At 59.7% G+C, this 14,204-nt stretch carries 13 protein-coding genes; 8 read left to right on the top strand and 5 right to left on the bottom strand.

Annotated elements, in window-relative coordinates:
• Positions 1 to 204 precede the first annotated feature (204 nt).
• The gene (locus PseAD21_RS06985) at positions 205 to 876 is read left to right on the top strand and encodes a Bax inhibitor-1/YccA family protein (protein ID WP_025110060.1); all 672 of its coding nucleotides are present in this window, start codon (positions 205 to 207) and stop codon (positions 874 to 876) included.
• Positions 877 to 948: 72 nt separating this feature from the next.
• Here PseAD21_RS06985 and PseAD21_RS06990 read toward each other — a convergent pair whose 3' ends face one another.
• Together PseAD21_RS06990 and PseAD21_RS06995 are read right to left on the bottom strand one after the other, a co-directional pair.
• Positions 949 to 1,275 (bottom strand): YceK/YidQ family lipoprotein, encoded by a 327-nt coding sequence (locus tag PseAD21_RS06990; protein WP_102355051.1) that lies wholly within the window; start codon positions 1,273 to 1,275, stop codon positions 949 to 951.
• A 58-nt stretch (positions 1,276 to 1,333) separates the two neighbouring features.
• Positions 1,334 to 1,771 (bottom strand): Lrp/AsnC family transcriptional regulator, encoded by a 438-nt coding sequence (locus tag PseAD21_RS06995; RefSeq protein ID WP_007915449.1) that lies wholly within the window; start codon positions 1,769 to 1,771, stop codon positions 1,334 to 1,336.
• Between the two features lie 163 nt (positions 1,772 to 1,934).
• Between PseAD21_RS06995 and PseAD21_RS07000 the strand changes: the two genes are divergently transcribed.
• Positions 1,935 to 2,831, top strand: coding sequence for a DMT family transporter (locus PseAD21_RS07000; RefSeq protein WP_102355052.1), 897 nt, complete (start codon positions 1,935 to 1,937; stop codon positions 2,829 to 2,831).
• Here PseAD21_RS07000 and PseAD21_RS07005 read toward each other — a convergent pair.
• From PseAD21_RS07005 to PseAD21_RS07015, 3 genes are all read right to left on the bottom strand, one after another.
• Entirely contained in the window at positions 2,818 to 4,692 is a 1,875-nt protein-coding gene (locus PseAD21_RS07005; RefSeq protein ID WP_102355053.1) for an acyltransferase family protein, read from the bottom strand. The genes PseAD21_RS07000 and PseAD21_RS07005 overlap by 14 nt on opposite strands.
• An 80-nt stretch (positions 4,693 to 4,772) precedes the next feature.
• Positions 4,773 to 5,822 (bottom strand): FUSC family protein, encoded by a 1,050-nt coding sequence (locus PseAD21_RS07010; protein WP_102355054.1) that lies wholly within the window; start codon positions 5,820 to 5,822, stop codon positions 4,773 to 4,775.
• 37 nt (positions 5,823 to 5,859) lie between these two features.
• Entirely contained in the window at positions 5,860 to 7,485 is a 1,626-nt protein-coding gene (locus tag PseAD21_RS07015; RefSeq protein WP_102355055.1) for an NADP-dependent glyceraldehyde-3-phosphate dehydrogenase, read from the bottom strand.
• A gap of 378 nt (positions 7,486 to 7,863) precedes the next feature.
• Here PseAD21_RS07015 and PseAD21_RS07020 point away from each other — a divergent pair, with 378 nt between their 5' ends.
• The 6 genes from PseAD21_RS07020 to PseAD21_RS07045 all read left to right on the top strand — a co-directional run bounded on the left by PseAD21_RS07020 (position 7,864) and on the right by PseAD21_RS07045 (position 14,194).
• Positions 7,864 to 8,220: a cytochrome c5 family protein gene (locus PseAD21_RS07020; RefSeq protein ID WP_102355056.1), complete on the top strand. Its 357-nt coding sequence runs from the start codon at positions 7,864 to 7,866 to the stop codon at positions 8,218 to 8,220.
• Between the two features lie 76 nt (positions 8,221 to 8,296).
• The gene (locus PseAD21_RS07025) at positions 8,297 to 9,625 is read left to right on the top strand and encodes a D-arabinono-1,4-lactone oxidase (protein WP_178082102.1); all 1,329 of its coding nucleotides are present in this window, start codon (positions 8,297 to 8,299) and stop codon (positions 9,623 to 9,625) included.
• Between the two features lie 74 nt (positions 9,626 to 9,699).
• Positions 9,700 to 10,908 carry a DSD1 family PLP-dependent enzyme gene (locus PseAD21_RS07030; RefSeq protein ID WP_178082103.1) on the top strand — a complete coding sequence of 403 codons (1,209 nt, stop codon included), beginning with the start codon at positions 9,700 to 9,702 and terminating at the stop codon, positions 10,906 to 10,908.
• Between the two features lie 226 nt (positions 10,909 to 11,134).
• Positions 11,135 to 11,575 carry a hypothetical protein gene (locus tag PseAD21_RS07035; RefSeq protein WP_102355059.1) on the top strand — a complete coding sequence of 147 codons (441 nt, stop codon included), beginning with the start codon at positions 11,135 to 11,137 and terminating at the stop codon, positions 11,573 to 11,575.
• Between the two features lie 335 nt (positions 11,576 to 11,910).
• Positions 11,911 to 12,522 carry a transposase gene (locus tag PseAD21_RS07040; RefSeq protein WP_102355060.1) on the top strand — a complete coding sequence of 204 codons (612 nt, stop codon included), beginning with the start codon at positions 11,911 to 11,913 and terminating at the stop codon, positions 12,520 to 12,522.
• A gap of 73 nt (positions 12,523 to 12,595) precedes the next feature.
• Complete coding sequence (locus tag PseAD21_RS07045; RefSeq protein ID WP_102355061.1) at positions 12,596 to 14,194, top strand: ShlB/FhaC/HecB family hemolysin secretion/activation protein; 1,599 nt, start codon at positions 12,596 to 12,598, stop codon at positions 14,192 to 14,194.
• Positions 14,195 to 14,204: the final 10 nt, after the last annotated feature.

Raw genomic sequence — 14,204 nt, forward strand, 5'->3', positions numbered from 1 at the left:
GGCGATGGGATTCGAACTCATGGACCTGTTACAGTCGACGGTTTTCAAGACCGTTGCCTTAAACCACTCGGCCACACCTCCGTTTGCGTTGCGGGCGCCATAATACCTGAATGAAACACACTGTCAAACTCTGTGCATGGCTTGTTACAGAGCGTCTGTTATGATCTTTGCGACTGAACGTTTCAAACCAACAGGAGTGTCGCCATGCGCGAACAGGATTACGCAGTTCACAACAGCGTGCAGGCTGAGCAGCTAGAGGTTAGCCGCGTCCTGCGCAACACATACGGCTTGCTGGCGCTCACCCTCGCTTTCAGCGGTGTGATGGCTTTCGTGGCCCAGCAGATGCGGGTCGGCTACCCGAATATTTTCGTGGTGCTGATCGGCTTCTACGGGCTGTTCTTCCTCACCAACAAACTCCGTGATTCGGCCTGGGGCCTGGTGTCCGCGTTTGCGCTGACCGGTTTCATGGGTTTCCTGCTCGGCCCGATCCTCAACCGTTACCTGGGCATGCAGGGCGGCGCTGAAGTGGTCAGCTCGGCATTCGCGATGACCGCGCTGGTGTTCGGTGGTCTGTCGGCCTACGTGCTGATCACCCGCAAGGACATGAGCTTCCTCGGTGGCTTCATCACCGCCGGTTTCTTCGTGTTGCTGGGTGCGACGCTGGCGAGCATGTTCTTCCAGATCAGCGGCCTGCAACTGGCGATCAGCGCAGGTTTCGTGCTGTTCTCGTCGGTCTGCATTCTGTTCCAGACCAGCGCCATCATCCAGGGTGGTGAGCGCAACTACATCATGGCGACCATCAGCCTGTATGTATCGATCTACAACCTGTTCATCAGCTTGTTGCAGATCTTCGGCATCATGAGCCGCGACGACTGATCGCTGCTGCTGAATCAACGAAAAACCCGCCTAGGCGGGTTTTTTGTTGTCTGCGCAAAAGTACCAACGCGATCAGTTGATCACGATGCTGCCGTCCGCTTGTTGTTTGTAGATCGTGTAGGGCAGCAACAAGGTATCGAGCACACCCGATGCGGCGGCATCGATCAGCACGCCGGGGTTGGCATTCTTGTAGTCGAACACGTCGACGCCGTCCTTGAGTTCGGCGTGCATCAGGCAAAAATCGTAAGTCACGCCACTGTAGATCCGTGGTACGGCGCCGCAGTAGGTTTTCTCGTTCCTGAGCCGCTCTGCCGTCTTCTGATCACTGCTCACAACCGTCTGCACCGTCCCGCAGGCGGTGAGCACCATTGTTGCCAGGAGCATTGCCAGGGTTTTCATCACCGCCAATCCTTCGCCGGAAAAACCTCAATCTACGCCGAACATGCGCAAAAAGCACTCACGCCATCGGCGGCAACCGGCGTTTGACCGGAGTCTTCTTGACGATAGCGGTATTGGTTTCGGCCAGCGTATTGAGCCGGTCGAGCAGGGTGTCCAACTGCTCCATCGAACGTACGTGCAGGCGAGCGATAAAGCAGTCTTCGCCCGTGACCTTGTCGCACTCGGTGAATTCCGGGATCGACAGGATCTGCCGCTCCACTTCCTGCAATTGCCCTGGCAGCGGTCGTACCCGGACGATGGCCTGCAGTTGATAGCCGAAGCATTTGGGGTCGATCTCGACGGTATAGCCCTTGAGCACACCGCGCTCCTCCAATCGGCGCAGGCGTTCGGCCACGCTTGGCGACGACAGGCCGCTGATCTGCGCCAACGCCTTGAGCGAGCGGCGCGAGTCTTCCATCAACGCACTGATAAGTATCTGGTCGATATCGTCGGTCATGGGGCAACTCCGGTATTAGGCAGTTGAAGGAAACCACCCACGATAAAAAAGGTAGAAATCAAGTTTAGCCTGCTTTTTGCGCTGGAGGTGTGCGCTGTCGGCTTGGCATACTTTTGCCACGCTTTCGTCACACGCTTTCGTCACACGCTTAGGGAGATCGATGATGGACAACACAATCCGCCGTGGCTCGTTCGAAATGACCGCGGCCATGCTGATTTCCGGGACCATCGGCTGGGTCGTGCTGGTGTCCGGGCAACCAGTGCTGGACGTGGTGTTCTGGCGCTGCGTGTTCGGCGCCGGCACCTTGCTGCTGATCTGCGCCGCGTTCGGCTTCCTGCGCCCGGGCATTCTGACTCGCACCACGTTCCTGTTGGCGGTGCTCAGTGGCGTCGCGATTGTCGGCAACTGGGTGTTGTTGTTCGGCTCGTATTCCCGGGCCTCGATTGCCATCGGCACGGCGGTCTATAACGTGCAGCCGTTCATGCTGGTCGGTCTGGCCGCGCTGTTCCTCGGCGAGAAAATCACTGCGCAGAAACTGTTCTGGCTGGCGATTTCGTTTCTCGGCATGTTGGCGATCGTCAGCGCCCATGGCGGGCAGGGCGAGAGCGGTGGCGATTATCTGTTGGGGATTGCGCTGGCGCTGGGCGCAGCGTTGCTCTACGCGATAGCGGCGCTGATCATCAAGCGCCTGACTGGCACGCCGCCGCATCTGATCGCGCTGGTTCAGGTCTGCACCGGGGTGCTGTTGCTCGCGCCGTTTGCGCACCTCAATAGCCTGCCGCAAACCGGCGGTGCGTGGGCCAGCCTGGTGACGCTGGGCATCGTCCACACCGGCCTGATGTATGTGCTGTTGTATGGCGCGATCCAGAAACTGCCGACTGCCCTGACCGGCGCGCTGTCCTTCATCTATCCGATTGCGGCGATTTTCGTCGACTGGTTCGCCTTCGGCCATCGCCTGGAACCCCTGCAATGGGTCGGTGTGGCGGCGATTCTGCTGGCCGCCGCCGGGATGCAACAAGGCTGGGGCCTGAAAAACCGCCGTCAGCTCAAATCGGTTTGAGCAGATTGCGGAACAGTCCTTTCAACTGTTGATTGCCGGCATCCACCAGATGATTGTCGTCGAAGTACAGCGGCACGCCGTCCCTGGAGCCCATGCACAGGTACGGCGTCGGGTCGATCACCGTTGCATGGCAGCGACTGGCCGCTTCTTCAATCGTCGCGATGGCGATTCGGTTGCGTTTTTCATACGCCTGCAACGGCAGTGAAATGTCGGTGGTTTGCCGAAATAATCGCTGATTCAGATTCAAACCCTTGTAAACGCTGAATGGCATTTCCGGGATCGGTTTGACGATGTACACAGGATGGTTTTCAGCAATCGAGCAGACGGTGCTGACGTACTCTTCGGTGTAAGCCTCGGCAAACGGAGCCTGGCGCTCGGGAAAGGAAATCCGGTAGCTGTTTTCCCGACCAGCATCCGCGTACAGCGCCGCGCGGCTGAACAGCACCACCGGGATGCCGGCGTAATCGGTTTTCAGCCGTTGCAGTTTTTCCTGATTGAAACCCCGGCATTGGCTTTCGACGGTTTTGTCGTGCATTGCAAAATGGGCCAGGGTCGGGCAACCGCCTCGTGACCATGACAGCGCCGCCTGAGGATTTTCCATCTGCACTGCCGCGGCTGTCGATTGTGCGTGGCTGTCGCCATACAGAATCACCGACACCTCGCCGGTGCCCAGTTTGCAATCTGCCGCTGAATAGGCGTTGGGGTAGCACTCCTGCGGATACAGCTTGCTGGTGTATTGCGGCTGGCCCAGTTCGACCAGCGCCGGGCGCCAATCGGGGTGTTGCTTGACCAGCGACGACATCACGGCCGACACGGCAACCACACCCACCGTCAGCGAAGCGAACCTGATCATGGTCCGTGTCGCTGTCGCACCTTTTTTCACCTTCGATTCAACCCCATAAAAGGACAGGGCGCCGAGGGCGAACGAGGAGACAATCGCGCCGATCACGTGCGGCCAACTGTTCAACAGCCCGCACAGGTACAGCAACACCACCAGCGGCCAATGCCACAGGTACACCGAGTAGGAAATGCTCCCGGCAAACTGCAGTGCAGGCTGGGTGCTGAACAGCGACCGGGTATTGCCGTGAATCACCAGCATCGTCCCCAGTACCGGCACCAGTGCCAGATAACCCGGCCACAGATCCTGCTCGGAAAAACCCAGTACGCTGACGAAAATCGCCAGCAACCCAAGCCCCTCGCAGATCGCGCCGCCACGCGGGCTCAGCCGCAGGGGAAACAGAAACACCAGTCCGCCAGCGATCATTTCCCACGCCCGGGTGGGCAGCATGTAGAACGCGAACGTCGGGTTGAGGCGGGTCACGACGATGGATGCACCGAGCGAAATCAACGCCAGGGCAATCAGGGCAAAGCGGGTTTTGTCGCTGCCAAAGAACTTGTGCAAGCCCATGATCAACACCGGATACAGCAGGTAGAACTGCCACTCGACCGACAGCGACCAGGTGTGGAGCAACCAGTTTTCGTGCAGCGGTGTCGCAAAGTAGTTGCCGCTCCGGGCGAAGCTGAAGTTCGAGCTGAACAGCAGGCTGCTCTTGATCGTGCGGATCGTCTCGCGCAAATCGTCCATTGGCAGGTACAGGTAGCCGAAGATCAGCAGCGCAACGCACAGGGTCAGCAGGGCGGGAATGATGCGCCGGGCGCGGGAGGCGTAGAAACCGAGGAGGGAGAAGTTCTGCTGTTGCACGCCATTGAAGATGATGCCGGTCATCAGAAACCCGGAAATGACGAAGAACACGTCTACCCCGGCGAACCCGCCCTCGAACCCTGGCACCTTGAAATGGAACAGCACGACCGAGAGGACGGCCAGTGCCCGAAGCGCGTTGATACTCTTCCTGAATTGCATTTATGCGTCCATGTCACATTCCTTGTGCGGCGCATTGTAATGATGATGTCGGCTTTGTTACATGGGTTTTTCCCTGGGGCTCAGATATTCCAGCGTGGCGCGGTTTTCGCCAGACGCTGGCGCAGTTCGCCGATGTTGGCCGCCAGTTGTCGGGTCAACAGACGGTAACCGTCCAGTGCGCTGTAGACCGGTGTGTCGAGGCTGGCGTCGGGCAAATCAAGCGGGCGCTCCAGGCGTTGCGTGGCGCCGGACTTCAAGGCCCGGGCCATGCCGATCAGTTGCACACGGATCACCCGGTGCTCGGCCCGCAGCGCCGATTGCAGGTGGGTCATGGCGTCGGGATCGTTGGCATCCGGTCGGGTGTTGCCGAGGATTTCCAAAGTACTGACGCACATGCGCAGGTTGCGTTGGATCGCGTCCAGCTCGGTCATGGAAATCTTCACTTCCTTGGACACCGAAGGCATCAACGAGCGCAGTTGCACCATGACCGAGGTCACCCGGCCCATCAGCTTCAGGTGTTCATCGGCGCTGACCGCTTGGCCGCTGATGATTCGTCCGTACAGCGTGGCGCAGTCGCGCAAGGCATCGGCGAGGTTGTAGCGCCACGAATACACCGCGTACAGCGGCAGGGCGAAGGAAAATGCCAGGGCCAGGGCAATACCGATCAGGATGTCGACCCCGCGCCACAAGCCGTCGGTGATCGGGTTGTCGCCATGTCCGGCGACAATGAACACGGTGATCGCCGAGAGCAGGGCGGTATAACCGCCCTTGCCGATGGCGTGATAGGAGAAAAATCCGCAGACCACTGCCATGGCAAAGTACGTCAGCCACGGCAGGCCCAGCCACGCCTGTTGCGCCACCAGCACCAGACCGACGCCGGCACCGATCAAGGTGCCGGTGGCGCGTTCGGCGGCTTTCTTGCCGATGTTGCCGTGGTGTTGCAGGCCGCCGATCACCACCAGCATGGTCACCGAGGCCCACTCACCGTGGGGCAGGTTGATGCCGGTGGTCAGCAGGATGGTCGCCAGCAACCCCAGTGCCACGCGCACCGCGTGAATCAGCCGGGCGTGCTGGTAGCGGCGGTATGGGTCCAGTAACGGACGCAGGATTCGCCGCAGCGGCGGTGGCAGTCGGGGGGTGCTGAATGTACTCAGTGCGATGTCCTCGTCAGAAGATGTAGTCGGTGGTCAGGAAGCTCGAATCGCGGCCGCGAATGATCTCGCTGATCAGGTCCTTGTTGCTGTCCTGGAACTTGGTCGCCACCAGCGTGCGGATCGAAAACACCCGCAAGGCATCGTGTACCGACAGCGTGCCTTCGGCGGAGTTCTTGCGCCCGTTGAACGGATAGGTGTCCGGGCCGCGTTGGCACTGGGCGTTGAGGTTGATTCGCCCGACCTGATTGGCGAACGTATCGACCAGCCGGCCGATCGCCACCGGGTTGGTGCCGAACAGACTCAACTGCTGACCGAAATCCGATTCCAGCACGTAATCGATCACGGTATCGAGGTGACGGTACGGCACGACCGGCACCACCGGACCGAACTGCTCCTCGTTGTACACGCGCATTTGCGGCGTGACCGGGTACAGCACGGCCGGGTAGAAGAACGATTCGCGACTCTCGCCGCCGTTCGGGTTGACCACTTGCGCGCCCTTGCTCTGCGCGTCGGCCACCAGACCGTGCAGGTAATCGACCTTGCCCGACTCCGGCAAGGGCGTCAGCGCCACACCGCTGTCCCACGGCATGCCCGGCTTGAGCGTGGCGAGTTTGGCGTTGAACTTTTCGATGAAGGCGTCGACCACGTCTTCATGCACGAAGAGGATCTTCAGCGCCGTGCAACGCTGGCCGTTGAACGACAGCGAACCGGTCACCGCTTCATTGACGGCATTGTCCAGATCGACTTCCGGCAGCACGATCCCGGGATTCTTCGCGTCCAGCCCCAGCGCGGCGCGCAAACGGTGCGGTTTGGGGTGCAGCTTCTTCAGGTCGCTGGCAGCCTTGTTGGTGCCGATGAAAGCGAAGATGTCGATCTTGCCGCTGGCCATCAGCGCGCTGACGGTCTCGCGGCCGCTGCCGTAGATCACGTTGATCACGCCGGTGGGGAAGCTATCGCGGAACGCTTCGAGCAACGGGCGGATCAGCAGCACGCCGAGCTTGGCCGGTTTGAACACCACGGTGTTGCCCATGATCAGCGCCGGAATCAGCGTGGTGAAGGTTTCGTTCAACGGATAGTTGTAAGGCCCCATGCACAGCGCCACGCCAAGCGGTACGCGGCGGATCTGGCCGAGGGTGTCCTGTTCCAGCTCGAAACGGCTGGAGCGACGGTCGAGTTCTTTCAGGGCATTGATGGTGTCGACGATGTAGTCGCAGGTGCGGTCGAACTCTTTTTCCGAGTCCTTGAGGTTCTTGCCGATCTCCCACATCAGCAGTTTCACCACCGCATCGCGCTGCTGGCGCATGCGTCCGAGGAAGGCTTCGACGTGCTGGATACGTTCGGCCACGCGCATGGTCGGCCACAGGCCCTGACCACGGTCGTAGGCTCGTACAGCGGCGTCGAGAGCGGTGAGGGCGGTGTCGGCGTCGAGCAGCGGCGTGCTGCCCAGAATCACTTGTTCATCGCCATTTTCGCCATGCAGGTAGACGGGGCTGCGCACTTGGGCGAGGGGGCCGTCCCAGCGTCGCAACTGGCCATCGACGAGGTATTCGCGTTGCTCGACCTGACCGTCGAGACGGTATTTTTCCGGGATGTCGCTGACAGAAGGGAACAGGTTGCCAAGGATGTTTGCTGTGGTCATGTCGCTACCCCGTGTTGATGTCCGCATACAGATCAAAAGTCTTTACAGGTTATACGCCTGAATGCGCCGAAATTTAAACCCGTGAATGTCACGCGAATGTCACGCCAAGGCGCACAGCAGAGCTTCAAAGAACATTCGGGAACCCTGGTTCATGATCGTTCCCACGCGCAGCAAAGGAATGCCTCAAGGGACGCTCCGCGTTCCAAGCGGACGCAGAGCGTCCGGGGCTGCATTCCCACGCAGAGCGTGGGAACGATCATCGGGGGGGAGAGCTGGCCCCGTTTGCCCCCCTCACTGTCCCGCAATGCCCTCAACCCGCTGACGTCGCTGCCTTAAGGTGTGATCACAACGATAAGCGGCACTCACGCGAGGATTGTTATGCGGGCCATCCGACTCTCTTTATTGCTGGCACTGGCCATGGTGCTGCCCGGCTGCGGCGAAGACCCCAAACCCCCGGCCACCATCCACAACAACGCCATGCCCAAAGACCCCGCACTGGCGCAGATCTACACCAACAGCTGCCAGCTGTGCCACGCCAATCCGGCCGCCAACGCGCCGCTGACAGGTGATCGCAAAGCCTGGGAACCGCGCATTCAGCAGGGCGTCGATACGCTGCTTGACCACGCCATCAATGGCTACAACGGCATGCCGCCGATGGGCCAGTGCGTCGAGTGCTCGGAAGAACAATTCCTGCAACTGATCGGCTTCATGGCCGACCAGCCCCTCCCACAATAAGGGCGCGCGCATGACCATGGATCTGACCCGGCGTCAGTTGTTGTATCGGGCAAGTATCGTCGGTGCATTCAGTGCGCTGGCGGCCAACCCCGCACTGGGGCAATTGATGCGCGCACCGCGCTTGATCCCCTGGCGCAACTGGTCGGGCGGGCAGAATTGCCTGCCGGCGGCGCGGTTGGCACCGAAAAATCTCGATGAATTGACCTCAGCGATTCGCCAGGCTCAGGGCAAGATCCGTCCGGTCGGCTCGGCGCATTCCTTCAGTGCGCTGGTGCCCACCGACGGTACGTTGCTGTCGCTGAGTTACTTCACCGGCCTGCTCGATCACGACCCGAAAACCCTGCAGGCCGAATTTGCCGCGGGCACGCCGATGTCGCGCATGGGCCTGCCGTTGAAAGACATCGGTCAGGCATTGCAGAACATGGCCGACATCGATTACCAGACCCTCGCCGGGGCGATTGCCACTTCGACCCATGGCACCGGCAAAACCTTTCAGTCGTACTCGGCGCATGTCTGCGGCATGCAACTGGTGACGGCCAGTGGCGAGGTGCTGGATTGCGACAGCCAACGGCACCCTGAAGTGTTCAACGCGGCTCGCGTTTCGCTCGGCGCCCTCGGTGTGGCCACCCGAATCCGCCTGCAAAACCGCCCGGCCTATCGCCTGCGCGAACGTCAGTGGATCGCCAAGACCGAAGAACTGCTGGAAGACCTCGACAAGAACACTCGCGAGAACCAGCACTGGGAAATGCTCGTGGTCACCCATTCCGATTACGCGTTGTCCATCGCCCTCAACGAAACCAGCGACCCGGCCACGCCGCCGATTCCACCCGAAGAGGAGGGCGGTAACGAGTTCGTGACCCTGATCGAGAAGATCGACAAGTACGGCAGCGACTTCCCCGAACTGCGCCGCACGATGCTTAACAGCCTGCGTCATCTGGCGAGTTTCGATGACCGGGTGGGCGACTCGTTCGACATCTACGCCAACGTGCGCACCGTGCGTTTCAACGAGATGGAATACTCGGTGCCTGCCGAACACGGCCCGGCCTGCCTGCGCGAAATCCTCAAGCTGATTCAGGACAAGGACCTGCGCACCTGGTTTCCCATCGAGTATCGCTACGTCAAGGCCGACGACATTCCACTGAGCATGTTCGAGGGCCGCGACAGCTGTTCGATCTCGGTGCACCAGCATTACCAGATGGATCATCACAACTTCTTTGCGGCAGTCGAGCCGATCTTCTGGAAGTACAACGGCCGCCCGCATTGGGGCAAGTTGCACACGCTCAACGCGAAGAATCTGCAGCCGCTGTATCCGCGCTGGCGCGAGTTTGTCGAGGTGCGCCAGGCGCTTGATCCGAGCGGACGGTTTCTCAACGCGCATCTGTCGTCGATTCTGGGGGTGAGCTGATGGCGGTCAATCGACGCAATTTTCTACTGGGTACGCTGGGTGTCGGTGCGTTGTTGGCGGGGGCTGGCGCGTGGCTGCGGCCGGGTGATCGCGGTGCGCCGTACAGCGAATATTTCCGCGCGCTGAACAAAGAGTTAAAGGAAAACGGCCCGATGCGCCCGGTGCTGTTGATCGATCTGGATCGCCTCGACCACAACATCGATGTGGTGATGCAGTCGGTCAGGCGTGGCGGCAAGCAACTGCGGCTGGTGGAGAAGTCGCTGCCGTCACCGGGACTGTTGAGCTACATCTCGCAACGTGCTGGGACGCAAAAATTGATGTCGTTCCATCAGCCCTTTCTCAATCACGATGCTGTCACGTTCCCCCAGTCCGACATTCTGCTCGGCAAGCCGTTGCCGGTGCGTTCGGCAGAGCTGTTTTATCAATCCCACAAAGGCCCGTTCGATCCCGCGAAGCAACTGCAATGGTTGCTCGACGGCCCCGAGCGTTTGCAGCAATACCTGCAACTCGCACAGGGTTTAGGCACGCGGATGCGCATCAACATCGAGCTGGACGTCGGCCTGCATCGCGGCGGCGTCAGTGATGTGAATGTGTTGGGGCAGATGCTCACGCTGATCAGCGCCAACCCGCAGCATCTGCAGTTCGCCGGGTTCATGGGCTACGACCCGTTCGTGGGCATGGGCGTGCCGGGGATTCTCGGCTCGCCTGAAGAGCTGTTCGCCAAGGTCATGCTGATTTATCAGCACTGCGTCGATTTCACTCGCCAGCAGTTTCCGGCGTTGTGGCATGACGGCCTGTGCCTGAACACCGCTGGCAGCCCGAGTTATCGCATTCACGAAAACGAGAAGCTGAGCACCGAGGTTTCGGTAGGCACGGCGATGCTTAAACCGACGCACTACGATTTGCCATCGCTTACCGAGCACGTCCCCGCGACCTACATCGCCACGCCGGTGCTGAAGAGTACCGGCGCGGTGAACATCCCGGCGCTGGACGACAAGTCCAAGCTGTTTTCGTGGTGGGACACCAACCAGCGTCAGACCTTCTTCATCTACGGCGGAAACTGGATGGCCGAGTTCGAATCGCCGCCGGGGTTGCAGAGCAACGGTGTGTACGGGCGCAGTTCGAATCAGGAGATGGTCAACGGCTCCAACGCAGTCGGCCTGACCATTGAAGACCAGGTGTTCCTGCGCCCGACCCAGACTGAGGCTGTCCTCTTGCAATTCGGTGATCTGCTGGCGGTGCGTGGCGGGAAGATTGTCGACACCTGGCGTGTTTACAGCTGATTTTCGATCATCACCAATCCCCTGCGAGAGCGGGCTTGGCATTGACTTTCCTGTTACTTCATAGGTTTTTTCAAGAGGTCTACTGTCAGGTTTTACAGTAGACCTCTTTCGCTTCGCTAGTTATATATCGATTCTCGACATCGCTTCGCGGTAGTCGAAATCAGCAAAGTAATTTGAACTTGTTACGTTGTTTGACAAGTTAAAACCAATCAAGAGGAAAACGAAAATGAAAAAAAAGGTAATCGAACGTCAGCCGAATGCCACCGGAACTGCCTCAATGCAGATTGAGGGGCAACCAGATATTAGAGTGGATGCGATGGGCGTAGAGTTTCATAAGGATGAGGTACAAGTCTGGTTCGGTGAAGGACGAGGTGGTACCTCGGAGCCGAAACAGCTCTTTAGAATGACGCTGCCGAATAAAAACTGGCACTATAACTTTGATGAGCTTAAGGCGGATTTTTTTCAATATTCGGATATATATTATTTTGAATATCATCCAAGGGCGGGTGGGGCCGACATTGTGGTTGATAAAGCCGCAAAGACAATTAAGGGTGTTTTCAATATGAAAATGAAAGAAGCGGGTGGCCCACACCTGCCTCCTCCCCACCCGCAACCAAGGCCGAAAATCATGGTGCATGGTTTTTTTGATTTGAAAAGTGAGGGCTGAGAAAAGAATGATGTCTTTGGTAACTGAGGAAAAGTGGATTTTTTCACCCTGAGTTACCGAAGGCTGTTCCTTTTCCCTTAATACTCCTCCCTTGGGAACCAGTTACTAGCTAGCGATTGCGGAGCAGTACTGAAGTTGATTTCGGCTGATGCAACGCTTGCTCAAGCAAGTCCGCTCACAGATTTTGAATTTCTGCCAGTTACACCCTCTGTAATGAAGCTTTTATGACAAAAGTTCGGTAGCACATCGCCAGTCCGGTCATGCCTATGTAACGCGCTTGAGGGGCCCAACGGGGCGCTTTTCACAAGCCGAGGCGGGACGCCGGGAGTGAGGCAATGGGGACTATGGAACGCTACTCGAAAGTGGGCATGCAGGAGCTCGATCAGCGCCTGTCGAAGATCGTCGAAGCGGCGCGCAAGAAGCCGGTCTCGGTGTATCGCTACGGTGCGCCGTGGGTCTGGATCGTGTCGCAGGATGACTGGCAGGGCGCCTTGAAAGAGGTTTCCAGCTACATTCCGCCGGGCCATTCGCTGGTGTTGCTGCGCCCGCAGATCGACGACCTGCTCGACGCCCACCAAGGCCTGCTGCACGACCTCAATGCCGAGCCCGGCATGCTCATTCCCGCGCAAACGGTCATGCACATCCTGCTCCTGCAGCTGCTGTATTCGGTGCCTAGCGAGCAGCAATTGTATGAACAGCTCAATTACAACCTGCTGTTCCGCTGGTTCGTCGGCCTCGGCCTGAACCAGAAAGTCTGGAGCTTCAACGTCCTCAGTCGCGACATCGCCACGCTGCTCAATGAGCCCCGTGCGGTGCTGCTCATCCAGAAAATCATCGGCGAAGTGTTCTGCGGTGCCTTGCTGCAAATGCCCGAGTTCTCCTTGAACTTCGCGCTGCTGCACACCTGGCTCGGCAAGCACAGCGGTGCCTCGCACGTCAGCAATTAGCCGCGCCGGCAACTGACGCAACACACAAGGCGCGCAACAGCGCCAACAGGTCATCGCGAATTCAGGGGGTAGTGTGGATCAGATTTTCACGTCACGGCTGGCGCTGTGGGGCTGGCTGCTGGTGACGGCCGGCGCTCAGCCAGCGTTCGCCGACGAGGCTGCCGAAAACGCCGCGCCGCAGCGTCTGGTGGACGTCAACGAATACTTCGTGCGCGGCAACACCGTGCTCGACGCCCGGGCGATTGAAGAGGCGGTGTATCCGTTTCTCGGCCCGCAAAAAGCCATGAGCGACATCGAAGGCGCCCGTGATGCGTTGCAGAAGGCCTATCAGGAACGCGGCTACCAATCGGTGTTCGTCGAATTGCCGGAACAAGCGGTGGCCGATGGCATCGTTTACTTGCAAGTCAGCGAAACCAAGGTCGGTCGCGTGCGTGTGGTCGGCGCCAAACACTATTCGCCGCTGGACATCCGCGACAACGTGCCGGCACTGAAAGAAGGCGAGGTGCCGGACTTCGCCAAGGTCCAGGGCGAGCTGGCGCAACTGAACAAGACCCCGGGCCGTCAGGTCATGCCGCTGGTGCGTGAAGGTCAGCGCCCCGGCACCATGGACGTGGATTTGCAGGTCGAAGACCAGAACCCGTGGAGCGCCAGCGTCGGCCTCAACAACGACTACAGCGCCGACACCGAAAAACTGCGCGCCGTGACCAGCCTCGGCTACAACAACCTCTGGCAGCTCGGCCACAGCATCAACCTGACGTACTTCACCGCGCCGCAGGACACCGACAACGCCAAGGTCTGGTCGGGCTCCTACACCGCGCCACTGACCGATCGCTGGAGCGTGCAGTTCTCCGGTTACCAGTCCGACAGCAACGTCGCCACCATCGGCGGCAGCAACGTGTTGGGCAAGGGCCATTCCTACGGCGTGTCGGCGATCTACACGCTGCCGTCCAGCGGCAGTTGGTCAAACTCGCTGTCGGCGGGCATCGACTTCAAGAACTTCGACGAGCGCCTGACCCTGTCCGGCGAGAGCGACAAGGTGCCGTTGAAATACGCACCGTTCACCTTCGCCTACAACGGCTTTCGCTACACCGAAAAGAGCCAGCTCGGCCTCGGCCTGAGCCTGGTGGCGGCCACCCGCAGCATCTTCGGCTACGGCAGCTCCGACGAAGACTTCGACTACAAACGCTACCGCGCGAAGCCCAGCTTTGCGGTGCTCAAGGGCGACAGCAACTTCACCTGGACCTTCGACAACGACTGGCAGAGCGCGAGCAAGGGCGCGTTCCAGCTCGCGTCGGGGCCATTGGTCTCCAACGAACAATTCTCCGCCGGCGGCGCGACCTCGGTACGCGGTTACCTGGCCGCTGAACGCACCGCTGACGACGGCGTGCTGCTGAGCCAGGAGGTTCGCACACCGTCGCTGGCCAAATACGCCGGCAGCTGGATGCAGGAATGGCGCTTCTACGCCTTCGCCGAAGGCGCGCAACTGTACCTGCGCGACGAGCTGCCGGATCAGGACGCCAGTTACGCCCTGGCCAGCGTCGGCCTCGGCACCCGCGCCAGCCTGAGCAAATGGCTGTCCGGCAGCCTCGACTGGGGCTATCCGCTACTCGAAGGGCCGAACACCTCGAAACAGGAATCGCGCCTGCACTTCAACCTTCAAGCCACTTTCTAAAGGAGCACGT

It is taken from the genome of Pseudomonas sp. AD21 (genome assembly GCF_002878485.1).
In the GTDB taxonomy this organism is placed as follows: domain Bacteria; phylum Pseudomonadota; class Gammaproteobacteria; order Pseudomonadales; family Pseudomonadaceae; genus Aquipseudomonas.

Coding starts and splice junctions, on each gene's coding strand:
- PseAD21_RS06995 (WP_007915449.1), bottom strand. CDS start 1,771: ATGACCGACGATATCGACCAGATACTTATCAGTGCGTTGATGGAAGAC.
- PseAD21_RS07000 (WP_102355052.1), top strand. CDS start 1,935: ATGGACAACACAATCCGCCGTGGCTCGTTCGAAATGACCGCGGCCATG.
- PseAD21_RS06985 (WP_025110060.1), top strand. CDS start 205: ATGCGCGAACAGGATTACGCAGTTCACAACAGCGTGCAGGCTGAGCAG.
- PseAD21_RS07040 (WP_102355060.1), top strand. CDS start 11,911: ATGGGGACTATGGAACGCTACTCGAAAGTGGGCATGCAGGAGCTCGAT.
- PseAD21_RS07015 (WP_102355055.1), bottom strand. CDS start 7,485: ATGACCACAGCAAACATCCTTGGCAACCTGTTCCCTTCTGTCAGCGAC.
- PseAD21_RS07035 (WP_102355059.1), top strand. CDS start 11,135: ATGAAAAAAAAGGTAATCGAACGTCAGCCGAATGCCACCGGAACTGCC.
- PseAD21_RS06990 (WP_102355051.1), bottom strand. CDS start 1,275: ATGAAAACCCTGGCAATGCTCCTGGCAACAATGGTGCTCACCGCCTGC.
- PseAD21_RS07005 (WP_102355053.1), bottom strand. CDS start 4,692: ATGCAATTCAGGAAGAGTATCAACGCGCTTCGGGCACTGGCCGTCCTC.
- PseAD21_RS07020 (WP_102355056.1), top strand. CDS start 7,864: ATGCGGGCCATCCGACTCTCTTTATTGCTGGCACTGGCCATGGTGCTG.